Origin of the sequence: Plantibacter sp. Leaf314, from assembly GCF_001423185.1 — a bacterium.
In the GTDB taxonomy this organism is placed as follows: Bacteria; Actinomycetota; Actinomycetes; order Actinomycetales; family Microbacteriaceae; genus Plantibacter.
Genome location: NZ_LMOB01000001.1, coordinates 1 through 22,910 on the forward strand (window position 1 = coordinate 1; position 22,910 = coordinate 22,910).

At 69.4% G+C, this 22,910-nt stretch carries 24 protein-coding genes, 1 tRNA gene and 1 pseudogene; 20 read left to right on the forward strand and 6 right to left on the reverse strand.

The annotated features are described in order from the left end of the window. Window positions 1-55: 55 nt before the first annotated feature. A pseudogene (locus ASF68_RS19125) lies at window positions 56-175 on the reverse strand (30S ribosomal protein S7); the annotation flags it as partial. Window positions 176-793: 618 nt separating this feature from the next. Then, window positions 794-1,246 carry a hypothetical protein gene (locus ASF68_RS19130; RefSeq protein ID WP_235526726.1) on the reverse strand — a complete coding sequence of 151 codons (453 nt, stop codon included), beginning with the start codon at window positions 1,244-1,246 and terminating at the stop codon, window positions 794-796. A gap of 57 nt (window positions 1,247-1,303) precedes the next feature. Between ASF68_RS19130 and ASF68_RS00005 the strand changes: the two genes are divergently transcribed. The 16 genes from ASF68_RS00005 (at window position 1,304) to der (ending at window position 16,746) form a co-directional block, all read left to right on the forward strand. Then, a complete protein-coding gene (locus ASF68_RS00005; protein WP_235526727.1) occupies window positions 1,304-2,002 on the forward strand; it encodes a hypothetical protein in 699 nt (232 codons plus the stop codon). Continuing rightward, window positions 1,974-3,008: an HAD-IIA family hydrolase gene (locus tag ASF68_RS00010; protein WP_056005139.1), complete on the forward strand. Its 1,035-nt coding sequence runs from the start codon at window positions 1,974-1,976 to the stop codon at window positions 3,006-3,008. The genes ASF68_RS00005 and ASF68_RS00010 overlap by 29 nt, the downstream gene beginning before the upstream one ends. A gap of 82 nt (window positions 3,009-3,090) precedes the next feature. Further along, a complete protein-coding gene (locus ASF68_RS19015; RefSeq protein WP_200936377.1) occupies window positions 3,091-3,249 on the forward strand; it encodes a hypothetical protein in 159 nt (52 codons plus the stop codon). A gap of 3 nt (window positions 3,250-3,252) precedes the next feature. Then, window positions 3,253-4,104 carry a TlyA family RNA methyltransferase gene (locus ASF68_RS00015; protein WP_056005142.1) on the forward strand — a complete coding sequence of 284 codons (852 nt, stop codon included), beginning with the start codon at window positions 3,253-3,255 and terminating at the stop codon, window positions 4,102-4,104. A gap of 4 nt (window positions 4,105-4,108) precedes the next feature. Next, the gene (locus tag ASF68_RS00020) at window positions 4,109-5,119 is read left to right on the forward strand and encodes an NAD kinase (protein WP_082455702.1); all 1,011 of its coding nucleotides are present in this window, start codon (window positions 4,109-4,111) and stop codon (window positions 5,117-5,119) included. Beyond that, window positions 5,116-6,813, forward strand: coding sequence for a DNA repair protein RecN (recN, locus tag ASF68_RS00025; RefSeq protein WP_056005145.1), 1,698 nt, complete (start codon window positions 5,116-5,118; stop codon window positions 6,811-6,813). The genes ASF68_RS00020 and recN overlap by 4 nt, the downstream gene beginning before the upstream one ends. 86 nt (window positions 6,814-6,899) lie before the next feature. Beyond that, window positions 6,900-8,594 carry a CTP synthase gene (locus ASF68_RS00030; protein WP_228507220.1) on the forward strand — a complete coding sequence of 565 codons (1,695 nt, stop codon included), beginning with the start codon at window positions 6,900-6,902 and terminating at the stop codon, window positions 8,592-8,594. Further along, the gene (locus tag ASF68_RS00035; protein ID WP_056005148.1) at window positions 8,587-9,225 is read left to right on the forward strand and encodes an NUDIX hydrolase; all 639 of its coding nucleotides are present in this window, start codon (window positions 8,587-8,589) and stop codon (window positions 9,223-9,225) included. The genes ASF68_RS00030 and ASF68_RS00035 overlap by 8 nt, the downstream gene beginning before the upstream one ends. Window positions 9,226-9,228: 3 nt before the next feature. Further along, window positions 9,229-10,164 carry a site-specific tyrosine recombinase XerD gene (gene xerD, locus ASF68_RS00040; RefSeq protein ID WP_056005151.1) on the forward strand — a complete coding sequence of 312 codons (936 nt, stop codon included), beginning with the start codon at window positions 9,229-9,231 and terminating at the stop codon, window positions 10,162-10,164. Between the two features lie 85 nt (window positions 10,165-10,249). Continuing rightward, the gene (locus ASF68_RS00045) at window positions 10,250-11,125 is read left to right on the forward strand and encodes a ParA family protein (RefSeq protein ID WP_056011089.1); all 876 of its coding nucleotides are present in this window, start codon (window positions 10,250-10,252) and stop codon (window positions 11,123-11,125) included. Between the two features lie 16 nt (window positions 11,126-11,141). Beyond that, the gene (locus ASF68_RS00050) at window positions 11,142-11,996 is read left to right on the forward strand and encodes a ScpA family protein (protein ID WP_056005154.1); all 855 of its coding nucleotides are present in this window, start codon (window positions 11,142-11,144) and stop codon (window positions 11,994-11,996) included. Next, window positions 11,989-12,624, forward strand: coding sequence for an SMC-Scp complex subunit ScpB (locus tag ASF68_RS00055; protein WP_082498410.1), 636 nt, complete (start codon window positions 11,989-11,991; stop codon window positions 12,622-12,624). The genes ASF68_RS00050 and ASF68_RS00055 overlap by 8 nt, the downstream gene beginning before the upstream one ends. Beyond that, entirely contained in the window at window positions 12,590-13,411 is an 822-nt protein-coding gene (locus ASF68_RS00060; RefSeq protein WP_056005157.1) for a pseudouridine synthase, read from the forward strand. The genes ASF68_RS00055 and ASF68_RS00060 overlap by 35 nt, the downstream gene beginning before the upstream one ends. Continuing rightward, complete coding sequence (locus tag ASF68_RS00065) at window positions 13,408-14,508, forward strand: prephenate dehydrogenase (RefSeq protein ID WP_056005161.1); 1,101 nt, start codon at window positions 13,408-13,410, stop codon at window positions 14,506-14,508. Before ASF68_RS00060 ends, ASF68_RS00065 begins: the two co-directional genes overlap by 4 nt. Window positions 14,509-14,516: 8 nt before the next feature. Further along, window positions 14,517-15,251 carry a (d)CMP kinase gene (gene cmk, locus ASF68_RS00070; RefSeq protein ID WP_056005164.1) on the forward strand — a complete coding sequence of 245 codons (735 nt, stop codon included), beginning with the start codon at window positions 14,517-14,519 and terminating at the stop codon, window positions 15,249-15,251. Continuing rightward, entirely contained in the window at window positions 15,238-16,746 is a 1,509-nt protein-coding gene (der, locus tag ASF68_RS00075; protein WP_056005168.1) for a ribosome biogenesis GTPase Der, read from the forward strand. Before cmk ends, der begins: the two co-directional genes overlap by 14 nt. A gap of 97 nt (window positions 16,747-16,843) precedes the next feature. Here the strand turns inward: der and ASF68_RS00080 are convergent, their stop codons facing one another. Beyond that, complete coding sequence (locus ASF68_RS00080; protein WP_056005171.1) at window positions 16,844-17,491, reverse strand: TetR/AcrR family transcriptional regulator; 648 nt, start codon at window positions 17,489-17,491, stop codon at window positions 16,844-16,846. A gap of 141 nt (window positions 17,492-17,632) precedes the next feature. Here ASF68_RS00080 and ASF68_RS00085 point away from each other — a divergent pair, with 141 nt between their 5' ends. Further along, window positions 17,633-18,547, forward strand: coding sequence for an NUDIX domain-containing protein (locus ASF68_RS00085; protein WP_056005174.1), 915 nt, complete (start codon window positions 17,633-17,635; stop codon window positions 18,545-18,547). Window positions 18,548-18,756: 209 nt separating this feature from the next. Beyond that, entirely contained in the window at window positions 18,757-20,451 is a 1,695-nt protein-coding gene (locus tag ASF68_RS00090; RefSeq protein ID WP_056011095.1) for a long-chain-fatty-acid--CoA ligase, read from the forward strand. A 27-nt stretch (window positions 20,452-20,478) separates the two neighbouring features. Here ASF68_RS00090 and ASF68_RS00095 read toward each other — a convergent pair whose 3' ends face one another. Continuing rightward, window positions 20,479-20,679, reverse strand: a complete 201-nt coding sequence (locus ASF68_RS00095; protein WP_056005177.1) for a hypothetical protein — start codon at window positions 20,677-20,679, stop codon at window positions 20,479-20,481. A gap of 224 nt (window positions 20,680-20,903) precedes the next feature. Here ASF68_RS00095 and ASF68_RS00100 point away from each other — a divergent pair. Continuing rightward, a tRNA-Pro gene (locus tag ASF68_RS00100) sits at window positions 20,904-20,980 on the forward strand. Window positions 20,981-21,040: 60 nt separating this feature from the next. Here the strand turns inward: ASF68_RS00100 and ASF68_RS00105 are convergent. Next, the gene (locus tag ASF68_RS00105; protein ID WP_056005179.1) at window positions 21,041-21,415 is read right to left on the reverse strand and encodes a helix-turn-helix domain-containing protein; all 375 of its coding nucleotides are present in this window, start codon (window positions 21,413-21,415) and stop codon (window positions 21,041-21,043) included. A gap of 119 nt (window positions 21,416-21,534) precedes the next feature. Between ASF68_RS00105 and ASF68_RS00110 the strand changes: the two genes are divergently transcribed. Then, a complete protein-coding gene (locus ASF68_RS00110) occupies window positions 21,535-21,879 on the forward strand; it encodes a DoxX family protein (RefSeq protein WP_056005182.1) in 345 nt (114 codons plus the stop codon). 55 nt (window positions 21,880-21,934) lie between these two features. On the opposite strand, the gene ASF68_RS00115 is transcribed toward ASF68_RS00110, so the two are convergent. Then, window positions 21,935-22,897, reverse strand: a complete 963-nt coding sequence (locus tag ASF68_RS00115) for a zinc-binding dehydrogenase (protein WP_056005185.1) — start codon at window positions 22,895-22,897, stop codon at window positions 21,935-21,937. Window positions 22,898-22,910: the final 13 nt, after the last annotated feature.

Here is a 22,910-nt window from a genome sequence, read left to right on the forward strand (position 1 = left end):
GCTGGTCCTGGACGAGCACCGACACTCAACCACCCCCGGCAGACAGTGCCCTCATCTCGCGGCGGCCCTTCGCGTAGCTCACGAGCCAGCGGAGAGCGAGGGTGTTGGCGCGGTGAGGCTTGACATCGACCGGCACCTGGTAGGTGGAACCACCGACGCGGCGCGAACGCACCTCCGGAAGCTAAGACTCTTTGCGCCGATGGTACTGCAGGGGGGACCCTGTGGGAGAGTAGGACACCGCCGGACTTCTTCGTTGAAATGGCCACCCAAGGTTCTTGGGTGGCCATTTTGCGTTAACGCGCAGTGTGCTCAGGCGGTATGCCTGAGCAGACGAACCGCGTGAAGTCGACGTCTCACGAGTAGCGTGGGACACAGGATTTAGCAGGCAGACGCCGGGTGGCGGCGTTCGAACACCGTGGAGATCATCGTGAGTGACCAGTCAGCAGACCAGCCCGACAAGGGCGAGCGACGAGCACCTCGATCGTCCGGTGATGGACGCCCGAACACGAACCCCGGTCGACGAAACGACAACCCGCGCGGTGACAGGCCGCAGCGTGGTGACGGTCCTCGAGGCGATCGGCCACAGGGCTCTGATCGCCCCGCTTGGCAGCGGGATCGCCCGGCTTCCGGCGATCGCCCGCAGCGGTCGGACCGGCCGGCGCGGAGTGGCGACCGTCCTTCGTCAGGCGACCGCCCGCAGCGTTCGGACCGCCCCGCTTGGCAACAGGATCGCCCTGCCTCGGGCGATCGACCGCAGCGCTCAGACCGTCCCGCCCGGAGCGGGGACCGTCCGTCATCCGGCGATCGACCGCAGCGTTCCGATCGGCCTGCGTGGCAGCGTGATCGTCCGGCTTCGGGTGACCGCCCACAGCGGTCCGACCGTCCCGCGCGAAGCGGCGATCGTCCTGCATCGGGCGACCGACCGGATCGCGGGAACCGCACGGATCGCGGGCACTCGTCCGATCGTGGTGGCCGTCCCGACCGCGGCCGCGACAGTGGCGCACGGAGCGGCGGCCGCGAACTGTGGACGCGCGACGGTGCGCCGGCTCGGGGTGACCGCGACGCCTTCCGGAAGGAACGTGAGCTGACGGAGGAGGAGCGCATCGCGTTCGAGCTCAAGTCGATCCGTCCTCGCCACGACGACCCGGAGATTCCCGCGGACGTCACCCCCCAGGATCTCGACAAGGGAGCTCGCAACGAGCTCAAGACCCTCAGCAAGGAGAACGCCGACGGCGTCGCGCAGCACCTGGCCATGGCGGCCCGGCTGATCGACACCGACCCCGCGCTCGCTCATCTGCATGCCATGTCCGCTGCACGTCGTGCCGGTCGGATCGCGATGGTCCGAGAGACCCTCGCGATCACCGCCTACGAGACCGGTGACTACGCCCTCGCACTCCGCGAACTCCGGACCTACCGACGGATCTCCGGCAAGGACGATCAGTTGCCGCTCATGGTGGACAGTGAGCGCGGTGTCGGCCGTCCGGAGCGCGCCCTGGAACTCGGCCGATCCGTCGACCGCGCCACGCTCGACGTCCCGGTGCGTGTCGCGTTGGCGATCGCCATGTCCGGGGCCCGCCTCGATCTCGGCCAGACCGAAGACGCCCTGACCGAGCTGCAGATCCCGCAGCTCGATCCGAAGCGGGCCTTCTCCTACAGCCCGGCCCTGTTCAACGCCTACGCCGAGACGCTCGACGTCCTCGGCCGTTCCGATGAGGCATCCGTCTGGCACGACCGCGCGACGATCGCCGCTGAGGCGCTCGAGCAGTCGGCCGCCGACGACGAGGGGGAGACCATGGTCGTCGTCGAGGAGTTCTTCGACATCGACGATGCTCCTGACGCTGACGCTGACGCTGACGCTGACGCTGATGCTGATGCTGATGCTGATGCTGATGCTGATGCTGATGCTGATGCTGATGCTGATGCTGATGCTGACTCTGAGGTACCAGAGGAGCTGCCAGAGGAGGCACCGGCCGATGAGCCCGCTACTGACGAGAAGGCCTAAGCCCGTGACCCCCCTCGACGGTGTCGACGTCGTGCTTGCCGACCTGGACGGCGTCGTCTACGCCGGACCGAACGCGATCCCGTATGCGGTGGAGTCGCTGAACCTCGCCGCGACACACGTGCGGGTCGGCTACATCACGAACAACGCCTCCCGGACCGACGCCTCGGTCGCGCAACACCTGACGGACCTTGGCCTCACCGTGGCACCCGCCGAGGTCGTGACGAGCCCCCAGGCCGCCGTGCGACTCCTGGCGGGCCTCGTGCCCGCCGGTTCCACCATCCTGGTCGTCGGCGGCGCCGGCCTCGTCGACGAGGTGGAGAAGGGTGGCTTCGTCGTCACCCGGTCCGCCGAGGACTCGCCGGCCGCCGTGATCCAGGGCTTCGCCCCGGAGGTCGGATGGTCACACCTCGCCGAGGCGGCCTTCGCCCTGCAGACCCCGCGAGCGGACGGGACTGAACTGCCCTGGGTCGCCACGAACACCGACTGGACCATTCCCCAGGCCCGCGGTATCGCACCCGGCAACGGAACGCTCGTCTCAGCCGTCCACACCGCCGTCGGACGACTCGCCACGGTCGCCGGCAAGCCCGAAGTACCGATCTTCGACGAGGCGAAGGTGCGCTTCAACGCGTCCAAACCGCTGTTCATCGGCGACCGGCTCGACACGGACATCCTCGGGGCGAACCGCGCCGGCATCGCCTCCGCGCTCGTCCTCACCGGGATCGATCGAGCCAAGCACGTCCTCGCGGCTGACCAGCACTCCCGGCCGACGTTCATCCTCGAAGACCTGCGGCAGCTGCACGAGCCGTACCCGGTCACGACGATGTCACGGGACGGCAAGGCGGCGACCGTCGGTGCCGCGACGGTCCGCATCCGCGGCAACGACGTCGTCGTGGAATCGAGCGGTCCGACGAAGATCGATCTGCTCCGTGCCGCGTGCGCGGCGATCTGGGCCTCCGGCCGGGCGATCTACGGGCTCAACGTCCCGGAGCACCTGTACGCGGAATGAACGCGCTCTCGGCCGCTACCGGCCGTGTTCGCCCTCAGCGCTCCCACCCGACGACGGTGGTGGTGGCCGGTAGGGTTGCCCTGTGACGAATGAACCGGAGGACCCGAGCAACAGCCTCCCGTCCCGCGTCCACCGCATCGACGAGCAGCCGCTCCGGGAGCGTGCCGCCGCCTACGGCGAACTCGTCGATGAACTCCGGGCAACGCTCGAAGGGAGCGACTCGCCGAGGACCTCGGCATAACGCATGCAGAACCTACCCGAACCGCCCGCAGCACCCGACACCGCGGAGGAGGACCGCTCGCCGGTCCGCCTCGACGCCGCCCTCGCCACCCGTGGGCTCGCCCGGTCCCGAACCCATGCAGCGCAACTCGTCGCCGACGGGCTGGTCACCGTGGACGGACGGACCATCGTCAAAGCAGCGCATCGGGTACGGCCCGACGCGAAGCTCACCGTCGCCGCGACCGACCACTACGTGAGCCGCGCCGCGCACAAACTCCTCGCCGCGCTGGACGCGTTCCCCGTCTCCGTCGAGGACGCCCTGGTCCTCGACGCCGGGGCCTCGACCGGTGGGTTCACGCAGGTCCTCCTCGAGCGCGGCGCCCGACGGGTGGTCGCGCTGGACGTCGGCCATGACCAGCTCGTCCCGCAGCTGCGCGAGGACGAGCGGGTGCAGGTCGTCGAAGGATGCAACGTCCGATTCCTCACCCCTGAACAGTTCCGAGAATTGACCGGCGACGACGAGCGGCCGTCGGTCGTGGTCGGCGACCTCTCCTTCATCTCCCTCACCCAGGTGCTTCCGGCCCTCGTGAGCGTGGCAGCGGTCCCGGCCGAGCTCGTCCTCCTCGTCAAGCCGCAGTTCGAGGTCGGGCGTGGAGGCGTCCGCGAAGGCGTCGTCACCGACGCCGCGCTCCGAGCGGACGCCGTCGCCGGCGTCCTGTGGGCCGCCTGGGACCTCGGACTGGGCACGGCCGGGCTCATCCCGTCACCCATCGTCGGGACGCACGGCAACCGTGAGTACGTCGTGTGGATATCGGCTGAGCACGGCCGCAATCCGACAGAATGGATGCAGCAGATCACCTCGATGGCTGGAGCGTAACCCGATGCCACACCCCACCGATCCGACCGTCGCGGCGAGGAACATCCTGGTCGTCGCGCACACGGGCCGTGACGACTCCCGCGACGCCGCGGTCCTCGTCTCCCGACTGCTGCTGGACGCAGGCGTCCGCCCCGTGCTGAGCGCCCTGGAGCGCGCCGACCTCATCGCCGTCGACCCGGAACTCTCGGTCGTCTCCGTCCTCCACGACGAGGTCGGGCTCGGCGACATCGAGCTGACCATCGTGCTCGGTGGCGACGGCACGATCCTGCGCGCCGCCGAGGTCACCCGCGGCTCGGCTGCCCCGCTGCTCGGCGTGAACCTCGGCCACATCGGGTTCCTCGCCGAGAGCGAACGCGACGACCTCACCGAGACGGTCGAAAGGGTCGTCCGACGCGACTACTTCGTCGAAGAGCGGATGACGCTGTCGGTGCGGGTGAAGGTCGGGGCCGAGGTCGTCTACGAGACGTGGGCGCTCAACGAGGCCACGGTCGAGAAGGCGAGCCGGGAGCGCATGCTCGAGGTCGTCATCGAGGTCGACCAGCGTCCGCTCTCGTCGTTCGGTTGCGACGGTGTGGTCATCTCGACACCCACCGGTTCCACCGCGTACAACTTCTCCGCAGGCGGGCCGGTCGTGTGGCCGTCCGTCGAGGCCATCACCCTCGTCCCGCTCAGCGCGCACGCGCTGTTCGCCAAGCCGTTGGTCGTCGGTCCGGAGTCGGCTCTCGCCGTGGAGGTGCTGGAGCGCACCGACGGGCTCGGTGTCCTCTGGTGCGACGGTCGCCGCGCGCGCGACCTCCAGCCGGGCGCGCGGGTCGTGGTCCGACGCTCGTCGGTGCCGGTGCGTCTGGCGCGTCTGCACGAGAGCACCTTCACCGACCGCCTCGTCAACAAGTTCCAGCTCCCGGTCACCGGCTGGCGTGGCCCGACCGGTCGGGAGGAGCCCATGACCGGCACGATCCACCTGCCGGGTCCGACGACCACCGGCCACGACGACGATCAGGACGGCACTGCATGATCGAAGAGATCGAGATCCGCGACCTCGGGGTCATCGCCTCGGGCACCCTTCCGCTGGGACCAGGTTTCACGGCCGTCACCGGTGAGACGGGCGCCGGCAAGACCATGGTCGTCACCGCGCTCGGCCTCCTCCTCGGACAGCGCTCGGACAGCGGCGTCGTCCGCGCCGGCCAGAAGCAGACCAGTGTCCAAGGACGCTGGTTGGTGCCGGCGGAGGGCGCCGTCGCAGATCGCGTCCGCGAAGCCGGGGGAGACCTCGACGAAGCGGGCGAGGCGGCGGAGCTGTTGCTCGGACGCATCGTGACCGCCGAGGGACGCGGTCGCGCGATCGTCGGTGGGCGCACAGCACCCATCGGGATCCTGTCCGAGCTCGGCGAGCAGCTCGTGGTGGTGCACGGACAGTCCGATCAAATCCGCCTGCGGGCTGCACCCGCCCAGCGGGACGCCCTCGACCGGTTCGCCGGCGAACCGCTCCACCAGGCGTTGGCCGACTACCAGGAGCGGTATCGCCGACTCATCGAACTGCGGACCGAGCTCGAGACCCTCACCGGGGAACGCGACACCCGCCTGCTCGAAGCCGAACAGCTGCGCGCCGCGCTGGCGGAGATCGAACAGGCAGACCCGCAGCCCGGTGAGGACGCAGAGCTCGCCGAGCGCGCGGACCGACTCACGAACCTCGAGGAGCTCCGGCTCTCGGCGGCCGGAGCACGCGAACTCGTCTCCGCCGAAGCCGGCGAGGAGAGCGACGTCGTCGGACTCCTCGAAGGCGCACGGCGGCAGCTGGACCGCGCCGCGGTCCACGACCCTGCCCTCGGCGCGATCGCCGCGAGTGTGGCGAACGCGAGCTACCTGGCTGCCGAGATCGCCGCCGAGCTCTCCAGCTACCTGGCCGGACTCGACGAGGACGGCGCCCGCGAGCTCGAGGTCGTGCAGGAACGTCGCGCGACCCTCGCCACACTGGCCCGGAAGTACGGCCCGACCGCCGACGACGTCCTGCAGCTCCTCGAGACCGGGAGCACCCGCCTTCTGGAACTCGACGGCGACTCCGACCGCATCACCGAGTTGGAGGGTGAGGTCGAGCGCCTCGTCGGCGAGGTCGACACGGCCGCCGCGGCGCTGAGCGCGGTCCGGGTCGAGGCGGCGGCACGCCTCGGAGCAGCAGCCAGCACCGAACTGCGTTCGCTCGCCATGGCCGAAGCCGAGCTGGTCGTCGAGGTCACCGACCGCGACGACCTCACGGTGTACGGCAAGGATGTAATCGCCTTCCTCCTCCGACCCCACGCCGGAGCGGAACCGCGCCCGCTGGGGAAGGGTGCCTCGGGTGGAGAGCTCTCTCGCGTGATGCTGGCCCTCGAGGTCGTCATCGCCGGAGCGGACCCCGTCCCGACCTTCGTGTTCGACGAGGTCGACGCCGGTGTCGGCGGTGCTGCGGCGATCGAGATCGGTCGCCGTCTCGCGGCCCTCGCCGAACGATCCCAGGTGATCGTCGTCACCCACCTCGCGCAGGTCGCGGCCTTCGCCAACAACCACCTGAGCGTGGTCAAGGGCGGAGACGGGTCCGTCACGGCCTCGAGCGTCCGTCAGCTCGTCGGTGCGGACCGCGAAGCGGAGATGGCCCGGTTGCTCTCAGGCCTCGCGGAATCGGACAGTGGCCTCGCCCACGCCCGCGAACTGCTCGCCCTCGCCGCCTCATGACGACGGTCCTGTGCAGGAATCGACACGGAAGCCCGAACTGGATGGTAGGATAAAAGCCCGTGGTGAATACTTCTGAAGCGGGCAACCTGAACTCCTCGACCGACGACATCGTCCCGGGCTCCAACGGCACGACCAAGCACATCTTCGTGACTGGTGGTGTCGTTTCTTCGTTGGGCAAGGGGCTCACTGCCGCCAGCCTCGGCAACCTGCTGACCGCACGCGGGCTCCGGGTCGTCATGCAGAAGCTCGACCCCTATCTCAACGTCGACCCCGGCACGATGAACCCGTTCCAGCACGGCGAGGTCTTCGTGACCGACGACGGCGCCGAGACCGATCTCGACATCGGCCACTACGAGCGTTTCCTCGACATCGAGCTGAGCCAGGCGGCCAACGTCACGACGGGCCAGATCTACTCGACCGTCATCGCCAAGGAGCGCCGCGGCGAGTACCTCGGCGACACCGTGCAGGTCATCCCGCACATCACCGACGAGATCAAGCGCCGCATGCGCCTCCAGGCGTCCGAGACGCCGCAGCCCGACGTGATCATCACGGAGATCGGTGGCACGGTCGGCGACATCGAGTCGCAGCCGTTCATCGAGTCGGCCCGGCAGATCCGTCACGAGCTCGGCCGGAACAACGTCTTCTTCGTGCACGTGTCCCTCGTGCCGTACATGGGCGCCTCGGGGGAGCAGAAGACGAAGCCGACGCAGCACTCGGTCGCGGCCCTCCGCTCCATCGGCATCCAGCCCGACGCCCTCGTGCTTCGCAGCGACCGCCCCGTGACGGAGAGCAACAAGCGCAAGATCGCGCTCATGTGCGACGTCGATGAGGACGCCGTCGTCAACGCGGTGGACGTGCCGAGCATCTACGACATCCCCACCATGCTGAACGACCAGGGCCTCGACGCGTACATCGCGGACCGGCTCGGCCTCGTCACCAACGACGTCGACTGGAGCGGCTGGGCGGACCTCCTCGAGGCCGTGCACCACCCGAAGCACGCGGTCACCATCGGCCTCGTCGGCAAGTACATCGACCTCCCCGACGCCTACCTCTCGGTCACCGAGGCGCTCAAGGCCGGTGGATTCGCGCACGACACCAAGGTCAGCATCCGGTGGATCCCGTCCGACGACTGCGAGACCGTCGAAGGAGCGATCAAGGCGCTCGCCGACGTCGACGGCATCTGCGTCCCCGGCGGCTTCGGTATCCGCGGGATCGAGGGCAAGCTCGGCGCCCTGAAGTTCGCCCGCGAGAACGGCATCCCGGTGCTCGGACTCTGCCTCGGCCTGCAGTGCATGGTCATCGAGTACGCCCGCAACATCGTCGGACTCGAGGGCGCGAGCTCCTCGGAGTTCGACCCCGACACGCAGTTCCCCGTCATCGCGACGATGGCCGAGCAGGTGGAGATCATCGCCGGCGGCGACCTCGGCGGGACGATGCGCCTCGGTCTGTATGCGGCGAAGCTCGACGAGGGCTCGATCGTCGCCGAACTCTACGGATCGAACGAGGTCTCGGAGCGCCACCGTCACCGCTACGAGGTGAACAACGGGTACCGCCAGCAGATCGCGGACGCCGGTCTGCAGTTCTCCGGTCTCTCGCCCGACGGCACGCTCGTCGAGTACGTCGAGCTGCCGCGCGAGGTGCACCCGTTCTACGTCGCGACGCAGGCCCACCCCGAACTCCGTTCACGTCCGAACCACGCTCACCCGCTGTTCGCCGGCCTCGTCGGCGCCTCGCTCGAGCGTCAGCAGGCGAGCCGACTGTTCGACGTCGCCAATGGTTGAGTCGAACGACTCCGTCGGAGCGTTGCGCGACGAGGCACACCCGGTCGACGTCGTCTCCTCGGAGCGCGCCTTCGAGGGCAAGGTCTGGGACATCCGCCGCGAGACGTTCCGGTACGGCGACGGCGAGGTCGTCCGCGAGTTCGTCGATCACACCGGAGCGGTCGCCGTGCTCGCGCTCGACGCCGAGGACCGGGTGCTGCTCATCCAGCAGTACCGCCACCCGATCGGCGAGCGCGACTGGGAGCTCCCGGCAGGGCTGCTCGACATCGCGGGGGAGGACCCGGCGGTCGCCGCGGGTCGTGAGCTCGAGGAGGAGGCCGACCTGGTCGCCGGCTCCCTGCAGCTCCTGACGGAGTTCTACACCACCCCTGGTGGCAGCAACGAGTCGATCCGCATCTACCTCGCCCGCGACCTCACCGCGACCACCGAGGCGTTCGCCCGCGCCGAGGAGGAGGCGGACATCCGCATCGAGTGGGTGCCGCTCGACGATGCGGTGGCGGCGGTGCTCGACAGGCGGCTCCACAACTCGATCCTCATGATCGGTGTCCTGACCGCTGCTGCGGCTCGCGATCGCGGATGGTCGACGCTGCGCGACAGCGGCGACTCCACGATCGGACCGGGCGGAGCCTGAGGCGTGGCGCTCGATCGCGCGGTCGCCGACTACCTGCGGCACATCGCGATCGAGCGCGGCCTGTCGGCCAACACGCAGGCCGCCTACCGGCGGGATCTCGACGGTTACCTGGCCTGGCTCGGCGCCCACGGCGTCGATGAAGCGACAGCCGTCACGGCCGGACATGTGTCGGAGTACACCGCGTCGCTTCGGACGCCCGAGGGACAGCCGGTCCGGGCGTCCTCGCTCGCCAGAGTCCTGTCGTCCATCCGCGGGCTCCACCGGTTCCTCCTCGACGAGCAGCTCGTCGAGGTGGACGTGGCGCGTGAGGTGCGCCCGCCGAAGCTCCCCGGACGCCTGCCGAAGGCGATCACGATCGACCAGGTCCGGGCCCTGCTCGAGACGACCGACGGCGACGAGCTGCTCGCGATCCGCGACAAGGCGCTCCTCGAGCTGCTCTATGCCACCGGCGCCCGGGTCTCGGAGGCGGTCGGCCTGAACGTCGACGACGTCATCGACACCGACATCGTCCGGTTGCTCGGCAAGGGTGGCAAACAACGGATCGTGCCGCTCGGGAGCTTCGCCCGCGAAGCGGTCGACCGCTATCTGGTCCGGGTCCGTCCCGTCTTCTCAGCCCTCGGTCGTTCCACGCCGGCACTCTTCCTCGGGCAGCGTGGCGCACGCCTGTCCCGGCAGAGTGCCTGGCTCATCCTGCAGCGTGCGGCCGAGCGCGCGGGACTCGAAGCGCACATCTCGCCGCACACCCTGCGGCACTCGTTCGCCACCCACCTGTTGCAGGGCGGGGCCGACGTCCGGGTCGTGCAGGAACTCCTCGGTCACTCCTCCGTCGCGACGACGCAGCTGTACACCTTGGTGACGGTCGACAACCTCCGCGACGTGTACACACAGTCGCATCCGCGGGCCAGATGGACCGCGGGCGGAGCGGCACCCCGGGCCTGAGCCGCGGCCCGGTAGACTCGTCACTCGAACGACAGCAAGCGGGAGCGAGGCAACACCGGTGGCCGGTACGAAGCACACGAGCGCAGTGCAGCACGCTGCGCGCAAGACCGCCGCCGAAGCGAACCCGAACGGCCCCACCGGCCGCCCGCGTCGCGAATTCGCGGTCCCGCCGACCCTGGCCCAGCACGGCCCGGCGCGCATCATCTCGCTCTGCAACCAGAAGGGCGGGGTCGGGAAGACGACGACCACCATCAGCCTCTCGGCCGCGCTGGCCGAGTACGGCCGTCGCGTCCTCGTCGTCGACTTCGACCCGCAGGGCGCCCTGTCCGCGGGGCTCGGTATCTCGACCCACGATTCGAACACCGTGTACGACCTGCTGCTCGGCACCGTGAAGGACCCGGCGGAGGTCATCCAGCACACCGCCATCGACGGTCTCGACGTCCTGCCGGCGAACATCGACCTCTCCGCCGCCGAGGTCCACCTCGTCAACGAGGTCGCGCGCGAGACGATCCTGGCCCGAGTGCTGCGGAAGGTCTCCGACGACTACGACGTCATCCTGATCGACTGCCAGCCCTCGCTCGGCCTACTCACCGTCAACGCCCTCACAGCGAGCCACGGGGTGCTCATCCCGCTCGAGTGCGAGTTCTTCGCCCTGCGTGGCGTCGCGCTGCTGATCGAGACGATCGACAAGGTCCGCGACCGCCTCAACCCGGCGATCGAGCTCGACGGCATCCTCGCGACCATGTACGACTCCCGGACGCTGCACTCGCGCGAGGTGCTCGAGCGGGTCGTCGACGCGTTCGACGACAAGGTGCTCGAGACGGTCATCGGCCGGACCGTGAAGTTCCCGGACGCGAGCGTCGCCGGAACCCCGATCACCGAGTTCGCGCCGGAGCACGCGGCAGCGAAGGCCTACCGTCAGCTGGCGAGAGAGCTCATCTCCCGTGGCGCGATCGCCTGATCCCGCGCGGTCGTCCGTGGCCGTACTTCCTCCGGCCGACGAGACCGGCACGCACCCCACCGAGGCGTCGTCCGTCGAACCTGCGGCGACTCCGTCGTTCCGGGTGTCGTTCGACGGCTTCGAGGGCCCATTCGATCTCCTGTTGTCGCTCATCGGCAAACACGAGCTCGACATCACCGAGGTGTCACTCAGCCGCGTGACCGACGAGTTCATCGGCTACCTGCGCACCCTCGAGGCCGACGACGAGCTCGATCAGGCGAGTGAGTTCCTCGTCGTCGCGGCCACGCTGCTCGACCTCAAGATCGCCGGCCTGCTGCCGCAAGGTGAGCTGGTCGACGCCGAGGACGTCGCCCTGCTGGAGGCGAGGGACCTCCTGTTCGCGCGCCTGCTCCAGTACCGCGCCTTCAAGCAGGCGTCGGCCTGGTTCGCCGAACGCCTCGAACGGGAGTCGGCGCGTCATCCCCGCTCCGTCCGCCTGGAGGAGCAGTACCGCCGCCAGACCCCGGAACTCGTCTGGACGCTGACGGCCCAGGATTTCGCGGCACTGGCGACGCTCGCGTTCACGCCACGCGAGCTGCCGACCGTCGGACTCGACCACCTGCACGCGCCGCTCGTGAGCATCCGCGAGCAGGCCGCGCACGTCGTCGCCATCCTCCGCAGCGGCGGATCCCACACGTTCCGTGAACTCGTCGCCGGTGCCGAGCAGAAGGGCGTCGTCGTCGCTCGGTTCATCGCCGTGCTCGAGCTGTACCGCCACGCCGCGCTGTCGTTCGAGCAGATCGAACCACTCGGCGAGCTCACGCTGCGCTGGACGGCGGAGACGTGGGACGACGACAGCCTCGCGAACCTGGGAGCCGATTACGATGCCTGAGCGGTCCGACGAGCCGATCGACCGGCCTGCCGACGTGGCGACGAGCCTCCCGCCCGAACCCGAGCCGGTACCGGCACCGGACGTCCCGAGGGCGCTCGAGGCGATCCTCATGGTGGCCGACGAGCCGCAGAGCCTCGTGAACCTGGCTGCAGCCGTGCACGTGCCGGTCGGAACGGTGCGGCGTGCCATCGCCGAACTCGTGGCCGACTACGACGGGGAACGCGGCGGCGTGCGACGCGGCTTCGAGCTGCGCGAGGTCGGTGGCGGATGGCGGTTCTACGTCCGAGCAGACCATGACGCCCTCATCGCCGACTACGTGGTGTCGCAGAACCCGACGAAGCTCTCGCAGGCGGCGCTCGAGACCCTCGCGGTCATCGCCTACAAACAACCCATCAGCCGTGGGGCGATCGCGTCGATCCGTGCCGTCAACGTCGACTCCGTCGTCCGGACGCTCCTCGGACGCGGTCTCATCACGGAGATGTTCACCGACAGCGAGACGGGTGCCATCAACTACGGCACCACCGATCTCCTGCTCACCCAACTTGGTATCAACGCCATCGAGGAGCTGCCGCGGATCTCGCCGTTGCTCGACGATGGCCGGGAAGGATTCGACAGTGACCAGCACTGAACCAGAGGGCATCCGCTTGCAGAAGGTGCTCGCGAACGCGGGCGTCGCTTCCAGGCGCGTCTCCGAGCAGCTCATCGAGGACGGGCGTGTGGAGGTGAACGGCGTCGTCGTGACCGAGCTCGGCTCACGCATCGACCCGGAGCACGACCTCGTGTCGGTCGACGGCAGCGCCATCCAGCTCGACGCGTCGAAGCGGTACCTCATGCTCAACAAGCCGGTGGGCATCTACAGCTCGCTGAAGGACGACCGGGGCCGCCCCGATCTGCGCCGCTTCACCGAGCAGTACGAGGAGCGGTTGTTCAACGTCGGGCGCCTCGACGCCGAGACGAGCGGCCTGCTCATCCTCACGAACGACGGCGATCTGGCCCACGTGCTCGCGCATCCGTCCTTCGGCGTGCAGAAGACGTACATCGCGAAGGTGACCGGCAAGGTGACCCCGCAGGTCCTCGCGAAGTTGACCGCGGGCATCGACCTGGAGGACGGACCCATCTCCGCCGACAAGGCGCGGCTCCTCGGCACCGAGGACGGCTTCAGCCTGGTCGAGCTCACGCTGCACTCCGGCCGCAACCGGATCGTCCGCCGCATGCTGGACGCCGTCGGACACCCGGTCGTGGACCTCGTCCGTCGCCAGTTCGGTCCCCTCCACCTCGGCACCCTCGGGTCCGGGCAGCTGCGCGAGCTCACCAAGGACGAGCTCGGCGCCATCCTGACGATCGCGCGTACGCACGGCCCTGAGGCGCGTGCAGCCGACGGCACCGCGGCGGAGGCGTCGGAGCCGACCGAATGACCGACGTCGTCGCCTCGCCACCGCGCGTCCAGGGTTCCGTCCGCATCGTGGGAGCCGGGCTGCTCGGCGCGAGCATCGGTCTCGCGCTGCGCGCCAAGGGCGTCGACATCATCCTCGACGACGCGTCGCCCAGCCAGTTGCGTCTCGCCATCGACTACGGAGCGGGTCGTGGTGCCGAGGCGACCGACACCCCGTCCGTCGTCGTCATCTGCGTCCCGCCGGACGTCACGGCCCGCGTGATCGAGGCCGAGCTGGCGGCGTTCCCGGATGCGGTCGTCACCGACGTCGCGAGCGTGAAGCTCGAACCGTATCGGGCGCTGCTCGAGCGCGGCGTCGACCTCACCCGGTACATCGGCTCCCACCCACTCGCCGGGCGCGAGCGCGGCGGCGCCATCTCCGCGCGGGCGGACCTCTTCCTCGGTCGTCCCTGGGTGATCTGCCGCGACGCGGAGACCCCCGCCTGGGCGCTGGCACAGGTCGAGGGACTCGCGCTCGACCTCGGGACCATCCCGATGGAGATGACCCCCGAGGAACACGACCGGTTCGTCGCGCTCGTCTCGCACACCCCGCAGCTCGTCGCGAGTCTCCTCGCCGCCCAGCTGCGGGACGCGGAGGAGGGTGCCATCCAGCTCGCCGGCCAGGGCCTCCGCGACACCGTCCGCATCGCGTCGAGCGCGCCCGAACTCTGGGTGCAGATCCTCAGCGCGAACCATGCCGAAGTCCTCCCGGTGTTGGAGCGGCTGTCCACCGACCTCGACTCGGTCATCTCGTCGCTCCGTGACCCGGAGGTGCCAGGCGCACGCCGCACGATCGCGGACACGATCGCCGCCGGCAACACGGGCGTCGCTCGGCTGCCGGGCAAGCACGGACAGAACCGCCGGTTCGCCAGCATCGTCGTCCTCCTCGACGACCGTCCTGGCCAGCTGGGCGCACTGTTCACGGAGCTCGGCGAGATCGGCGTGAACATCGAAGACCTGCGTCTGGAGCACTCGCCCGGCGCGAACATCGGTCTCGCGGAGGTCCAGGTCCTCCCCGAGGTCAAACAGCGCACCGTGGACGACCTCGAGTCGCGCGGTTGGCGCATCGCAGAGGTATAGGAAGAGACATGACTGAACAGCACCCCACCAGCACCGACGCGTCGACGCAGGCCGCACCCGTCGTGGTCGCGATCGACGGGCCTGCCGGCAGCGGGAAGTCGAGCGTCAGCAAGGCCGTCGCGCGCCGGCTCGGCTACCGGTACCTGGACACGGGCGCCTGGTACCGCGCGCTCGCCCTGCACACCGTGGAAGCAGGTGTCGATCCGGAGGACTCAGCGTCCGTCGTCGCCTCGCTCGAGGCCTTCGGTGAGGCGTTCTCCGTCTCGCTCGACCCGGATGTCACCGCCTTCTCCTTGGGCGGGCAGGACGTGACGGAGGAGATCCGCGGGCAGCGCGTGACGGCGGTCGTGTCGGCCGTCGCAAGGGTCCCCGAGGTGCGTGCGTGGATCAACGACACGTTCCGATCGCTCATCGCGGGCGTCGATCGTCCGGGCATCGTCGTCGAGGGACGGGACATCACGACCGTCGTCGCACCGGATGCTCAAGCTCGGATCCTGCTCACGGCGTCCGAAGCGGCTAGAATGGCCAGGCGTTCAGCGGAATTCGAGAGCCACCCTGCCGGCGACGTCGCGGAACAACTGCAGCGGCGTGATCGGGCGGACTCCAGGGTCGTCGACTTCATGAACGCGGCGGACGGAGTGACCACGGTCGACTCCACGCACATCGACTTCGACGAGACGGTCGACGCGGTCGTCCGCGTCACCGAATCCCTCACAGCAAGGAACTCCCATGGCTCACGATGACGAGCAGTTCGACGGAGGCCCCGACGACCTCGCGGACCGCCTCCAGGACATGGACGAGGAGCTCGCGACCCAGCGGGCCGCGTCCCTCCGCTCCGGCCTGGCCGACTACGACCTCGAGGGCGACGACCTCGACATCCTCGACGGCGCGACGGAGGACCCCGACGAGATCCGGTTCCTGCCGGCCCTGCCCGTCGTGGCCATCGTCGGCCGCCCGAACGTCGGCAAGTCCGCGCTGGTGAACCGCATCCTCGGCCGCCGCGAGGCCGTCGTCGAGGACACCCCCGGCGTCACCCGCGACCGCGTCAACTACAAGGCCGAGTGGAACGACCGCCGCTTCACGGTCGTCGACACCGGCGGGTGGGAACCCGACGCGAAGGGCATCGACGCGTCGGTCGCTGCGCAGGCCGAGATCGCCATCGACCTCTCCGACGTCGTCATCTTCGTCGTCGACGCCATGGTCGGCGCCACGGCGACGGATGAGCAGGTCGTCAAGCTGCTCCGTAAGACCGGTCGTCCGGTGTTCCTCGTCGCCAACAAGGTCGACGACGCCCGCCAAGAGCCGGAGGCCGCTGCGCTCTGGAACCTCGGCCTCGGCGAGCCGTACCCGGTCTCCGCGATCCACGGTCGCGGCGTCGCCGACCTCCTCGACACGATCCTCAAGGTGCTCCCGCAGGTCTCGGCCGTCGCGAAGGACGAGTTCGGCGGCCCGCGCCGCGTCGCGATCCTCGGACGCCCGAACGTCGGCAAGTCCAGCCTGCTGAACAAGACCGCGGGGGAGGAGCGCGTCGTCGTCAACGACCTCGCCGGCACGACCCGCGACCCGGTCGACGAGCAGATCGAGCTCGGCGGCAAGATCTGGCGCTTCGTCGACACCGCCGGTATCCGTCGTCGCGTTCACCTCTCGCAGGGTGCTGACTTCTACGCTTCGCTCCGCACGAGCACCGCACTCGAGAAGGCCGAGGTCGCGGTCGTGCTCATCGACGTGACCGAGGTGATCAGCGAGCAGGACGTCCGCATCATCGACCTCGTGCTCGAGAGCGGGCGTGCGCTCGTCCTCGCGTTCAACAAGTGGGACCAGCTCGACGACGAACGCCGCAAGTACCTGGAGCGCGAGATCGAGCAGGACCTCTCGCACGTCTCCTGGGCTCCCCGCGTCAACATCTCGGCCCGCACCGGTCGTCACCTCGAACGGCTCGTTCCGGCACTCGAGGTCGCCCTCGAGTCGTGGGACATGCGGATCCCGACCGGCAAGTTCAACGCCTTCCTCGCGGAGCTCACCGCGGCGCACCCGCACCCGCTGCGCGGTGGCAAGCAGCCGCGCATCCTGTTCGGGACGCAGGCGGCCAGCCGGCCGCCGACCTTCGTGCTCTTCACCACGGGATTCCTCGACCCGGGTTACCGCCGATACGTCGTGCGGCGCCTGCGCGAGATCTGGGGCTTCGAGGGCACGCCGATCAACGTCAACATGCGCGTCCGCGAGAAGCGTCAGCGCTGATCCGACGCACGATGCTCCGCCGCAACGGCGGGTGCTGACGAAGGCCCGGGACCGCTCGATGAGTGATCCCGGGCCTTCGGCGTGCCGGAGCACGCGCTCAGAGGTGTTGCGGGGTGACCTCGACCGCAGGGGCGAGCACCGACTCGGCGTCCGCGTCGAACGGCCACCAGCTCGGCAGCAGTTCGCCGGTCAGCTGCAGGAATCCTTCGATGTCGCGTGGCCCGGGGGTGTCGAGCCACACGCGGGACGCGCCGACGAACCCGGCCGACACGAAGTTGGCCGCCGAGCGGATGAAGACGTCGCGCTGTTCGGGGCTGAGGGACTCCTCGTGCGGGAGGCTGATCGCTCCGCGGTCGAAGATGTCCAGGATCGTGGCGGTGAAGATTCGGTTGAGCATCGGCTGCAGGCTCGCTCCGATGACGTCGTCGTCCAGCCCCACCCGGTAGATGTCGGCGCGGTCGTCGATGTGGCGGAGGGTCGCCACGGTGAGGCGCGCGATCGCGGCGGGTGCGTCGTCGGCCGACACCGTGGCCAGGTGGGTGACGCTCAGCTCCGTCAGTTCCTCGGCCAGTACCGACTCGAGCAGCTCGCACGGTGCCGCTGCGTGTTGGTAGAAGGTCGACCGGTTGATGCCGGCGCGGGCTGCGATCTCGGAGACGGACATCTCGCTGGTGGGGCGCTTGGCGGCGAGTTCCAGGATCGTTTTGGCGAGGCGAGCCCGCGTCCTGCGTTGACGTGCGTCCATGGTGGTCCTTCGCGTGAATCGGTGGGGAGGGCGCGGCTGCGTCCGATGTGCTGATATTCAAGATATAACATACTCCATCAGGTGGTGGAGAGTTTGTGCACAGCGGGCGTACGGCACGGGGTTTCGTGACAGGCTTGAAGCATGACCGACACGCATCCGCCGAGCGACCCCGTGCGCGACGCGGGCGATGCCTGGGTCGAATCCGGAGACGGCCGCAAGTTCTGGGGCCGATTCGGAGCTGCGGGTCTCTTGGTGCACGACCCCGTGCGCGGGGTGTTGCTGCAGCATCGAGCCGGATGGAGTCACTTCGGCGGAACCTGGGGCATCCCGGGTGGTGCGCGTCACCAGTTCGAGGACGCCGTCGATGGTGCCGTCCGGGAGTCGAACGAGGAGGCCGGGGTGCCGGCGGACTTGATCGAGCTCCGGTTCGCCTCCGTGCTGGACCTCGGGTTCTGGTCGTACACGACGGTGATCGTCGAGGCGGTAGCACCCTTCGAACCGGTCGTCTCCGACCCCGAGAGCATCGCGCTCGCCTGGGTGCCGGTGGCGGAGGTCGAGACCTTGCCGCTGCACCCCGGCTTCGCCGACTCCTGGCCTGAGCTCCGGGCGCAGCTCGACCGCCGGGTCACCATCGTCGTCGACGTCGCCAACGTCGTCGGTTCGCAGCCGAACGGGTGGTGGAAGGACCGCGCGGGTGCCGCGCAGGGCTTCGTCTCGCGCCTGGTCGGTCTCGCTCATGCAGGCACCGACGCGTCCGCCCTCGGGCTGGACTTCGACCGGTGGTGGCCGGCATACGTCGCCGTGGTCGAGGGCCAGGCTCGTGGCGCTCGGCCGGACGCCACTGCAGCCGGGGCCGGTCCGTCATCGCGCGCGGGCGTCTCGGTCGTCGATGCGGCGGGGAGCGGCGACGACGCGATCGTCGACGTCGTCGGCGGGCTCCAAGGGGCCGTCGTGGTGGTGACCTCGGATCGCGGACTCCGCGAGCGGGTCGAGCGACTAGGTGCGACGACACGCGGCGCGGCTTGGTTGACCGATCGGCTCGACCGCACCGTCTGACCCCTGAACCGGATGCGGATCTGCGGTTGTCAAGCGGTCCGGTCGCATCCCCGGTGGAGCATACGGGTCCGCCTATCCTGGGATGATGCGTGCGGTGTGCACGGCTCGTCTGGAGGATCAGCGTGGACCATCGAGGAAAGACACCCGAGCAGCGCGAGGGCGAAGCGTCGTCGGAGCCGACCGAGGCCGGCGAGGCCCAGCGTCAGCGTCTGGCCGAGCGGCCGTGGCTGTCCTCGTACGCGAGCGGCGTGCCGGCCGACATCGACGAGGTCACCGAGACGCTCGTGGACCTGCTCGACACCTCGGTGAAGCGGTTCGGCGATCGCATCGCCCTCGAGTTCTTCGGGGCCGAGACGAGCTACAGCGAGCTCGGTGAGCAGGTCGCGCGAGCGGCTGAAGGCCTCCGGAAGCTCGGCGTGAAGCCGGGCGACCGCGTGGCGCTCGTGCTGCCGAACTGTCCGCAGCACGTCGTCGCCTTCTATGCCGCCTTGCGGCTCGGTGCGACGGTCATCGAGCACAACCCGCTGTACACGGCTCGTGAGCTGCGTCACCAGTTCGAAGACCACGGAGCGCACGTCGCGATCGTGTGGGACAAGGTCTACGACCTCGTGGCAGACCTGCCGGCGGACGTCATGCGCGGCCGGATCGTCTCCGTCGACATCACCCAGGCCCTGCCGCTGTCGAAGCGCCTGGCGCTGCGGCTGCCCGTGAAGCGTGCGCGCGAGTCGCGAGCGGCGATGACCGCAACTCCGTCGGCGAAGCACGTGCTCCCGTGGGAGCGGCTGATCGGCGGCCGCAAGCTGTCGAAGCGGGTCGTGCGGCCGACGCTCGACGACACCGCACTCCTGCAGTACACGAGCGGGACGACCGGAGCGCCGAAGGGCGCCATCCTGACGCATCGGAACCTGCGGGCGAACGCCGAGCAGGGGCGCGCCTGGGTGCCCGGGCTGAGCGAGGGCGAGGAGATCTTCTACGGCGTCCTGCCCCTGTTCCACGCGTACGGGATGACGCTGTGCCTGACGTTCGCGATGAGCATCGGTGCGCGGCTCGTGCTCTTCCCGAAGTTCGATCTGGAACTGGTGCTCACGGCGGCGAAGAAGTCGCCGCCGACGTTCCTGCCGGCGGTGCCGCCGATCTACGACGCGTTGTCGCGTGCTTCGACCCGGAAGGGTGTCGACCTGACGAGTGTGCGGTTCGCGATCTCCGGAGCGATGAGCCTGCCGGTGTCGACGGTCACGCGGTGGGAAGAGGCGACCGGTGGGCTGCTCGTCGAGGGCTATGGAATGACGGAGTCGTCGCCGGTCGCGCTCGGCAACCCGATCGGTCCGTCGCGTCGGCCGGGCACCGTGGGTGTGCCGTTCCCGAGCACCGAGATCCGCGTCGTCGATCCCGAGCACCCGGACGTCGACCGCCCGGCGGGGGAGGCCGGCGAGTTGCTGCTCCGTGGCCCGCAGGTGTTCCAGGGCTACTGGGGCCGCGCCGATGAAACCCGCGAAGCGCTGCTTGAGGGCGGCTGGCTGCGGACCGGCGACATCGTGATGGTGTCGGCGGACGGTTTCGTGACCGTCATCGACCGGGTGAAGGAGCTCATCATCACCGGCGGGTTCAACGTGAGCCCGTCCGAGGTGGAGGAGACGCTGCTGTCGCACCCGGACGTCGAGTCGGCCGCCGTCGTCGGACTACCGCGCGATTCCGGCGGTGAAGACGTGACGGCCGCGGTCGTCATGCGTGCCGGAACGGTCTTCGACGCCGGTTCGCTGCGCGACTACTGCCGCACGCGCCTGACGGCGTACAAGGTGCCGAAGCGGGTCGAGCAGCTCGACGAGCTGCCCACGTCGCTCATCGGCAAGGTGCTGCGCCGCAAGGTGCGCGACCAGCTCGTCGAGGCCCGCAAGGCCGAATAGCGGCTGCCGGAGGGCGAGCCACAGCGATCAGCCGCGGGACTCGGGGTGCAGCCAGTGGCGCACGACGGGGATGAGTAGTGACAGCGCGACGAAGGTGATGGCGCCGCCGATGATGGCGTCGTCGATCGGCGTGTTCCGGCTGACCTGCACGATGCCCGAGACGATCGCGACGGGCAGGGCGGTGAGTGCCGCGACGCGGACCTCTTTCCAGTAGTGGCTGTAGCGCATGATGGTCCTTCGTCGGGCGGCCGCAATGGCCGGCTCATCCTGTCGCGCGGGTGCGGACGAGTCACGGTAGCGTGCCCCGTTCGAGGGTGGGCAGGGGAGACCTCCCGTGTGTCGTGACGGCGGTGCGCTCGGTCGCCGGCACGACCGTCGGAGACGTGTCACGAGGTGGTCGCCGGATCCGCTAGACTGTTCGAGTTGTCTTCTCCGCTCAGCGGAGATGGCATCGGGCTGTGGCGCAGCTTGGTAGCGCACTTGACTGGGGGTCAAGGGGTCGCAGGTTCAAATCCTGTCAGCCCGACCATGAAGTCCCGGAAACCGTCTGGTTTCCGGGACTTTTTCGTTGGTGGCAGGGCGGCAACGGTCAGAACCGCTCGTCGTACGCGTTCCGATTCGCTTCGATCGTCGGGACGTGCTCGCCGGCCCACTCGGCGAGCGCCACCGCATGGGGAATCAGTGATTCGGCGAGGTCTGTCAGCTCGTACTCGACCCGTGGCGGCACCTCGGCGAAAGCGGTGCGGGTGATGAGTCCGTCGCGTTCCAGGTTCCTGAGGGTGAGAGTGAGCATGCGTCGGGAGATGCCCGGGATGCGCTGCTCGAGTTCCGTGAACCGGAATGGGCCATCGTGGAGTGTCGCGATGAGGAGGAGCGCCCACTTGTCGGCGATGCGGTCGAGGAGGGAGCGGATGGCTTTGCCCTGATCGCCTCGGACGGAACACAGCCTTGCGTAGCGGAACATGGCACCTCTCGCGACTCGGTCACACGCGTGTGCCTTTTGTACGCCGGTCCGATCCGGTCCACACTTGCTTTGGTTACCTATCGTAACCATAGACGCACACACGCACTCGGAGGTTGCACATGGTCATCGCCTATTGGATCGTCGCAGGACTGCTCGCGGTCCTGTACCTGTACTCGGGCGGCACGAAGCTCGTCCGCTCGGCGGAGCAGCTGCGCCCCATGATGGCCTGGGTCGACACCATGCCGCTCTCGGCCGTTCGCGTGGTCGGCGCCCTCGAGATCCTGGGCGTGGTCGGCCTGATCCTGCCACCGCTCGTGGGCGTCCTCACCTGGCTGACCGTCGCGGCCGCGGTCGGCCTCGTCCTCGTGCAGGTCGGTGGCATCACCGTGCACCTGCGTCGCGGCGAGGTCCGCGTCCTCGGACTGAACGTCGTCCTGCTGGTGCTCGCCGCGATCGAGGTCTGACTGGCAACCGTCTGGTTGTAGCGGTGGCGGATCGGTGCCTGCCTCGTCAGCCGACTCAGGGGACGAGCACGACGCGCCCGAACACGTCCCCGGCGTCCATGAGACGGTGCGCCTCGGCTGCGTCGCTCAGCGGCAGGGTGTCGTGGACCACCGGCGAGAGCGCGCCTTGGACGGCGTCATCGAACACCTCGGCCCGGACCCGGGCGAGGTCCTCGCGCGGCACGGTGTCGAGGCTCAGGGTTCCGAAGGTGATCGATCGGCGGAAGCCGGCCAGCAGAGCCGTGCCGAAGTCGGTGGGCGGGAACCCGCCCACCACGCCCACGGCGATCAGGCGGCCGTTCGGCGAGAGTCGCTCGATGAACCGGGGGAGGTCGGGGCCGCCGACGATGTCGAGGATGACGTCGAACTCGGCCGGGGCGTCCATATCGCCTGCACCGGAGCGGTCGAGCACGTGGGTTGCACCGAACGCCCGCAGACGTTCCCCGCGTTCGGAGGACGAGGTGGTGACGGCGATGACGCCGGCGCCGGCACGAGCGGCCAGCTCGACGCCGGCCAGGCCGATACTCCCGGCGGCCCCGCGCACGAGGACGGATTCGCCCTCGGCCAGGCGAGCGCGTTCGAGCGCGAAGTGCGCGACCGGGAACGCACTGCCCAGCGTGACCGCCTGGACGGACGTCAGGTCGGACGGCAGCTCGACGATCTCGTCGGCGCGCGCGATCACGTATTCGGCGTACGCGCCCGAGGTCCCCGTGAACGCCCAGACCCGTCGACCGAGCCATGCGGGGTCGACGCCAGGCCCGGTCGCGGTGATGACGCCGGCGGCCTCACTCCCCGGGATCATCCCCGAGTCCCGCGCGGCTTCGGCGATGCCGCCCCGGCGGATCACGACGTCGACCCCGCCGACGCCGACGGCCTCCGTTCGCACGAGGACCTCGCCGACCCCGGGCGTGGGGACGGGCAGGTCCGTCACCTCCATCCCACTCGGGTCGCCGAAGGTCCGGATGATCACTGCGCGCATGGGTGCACTCCGT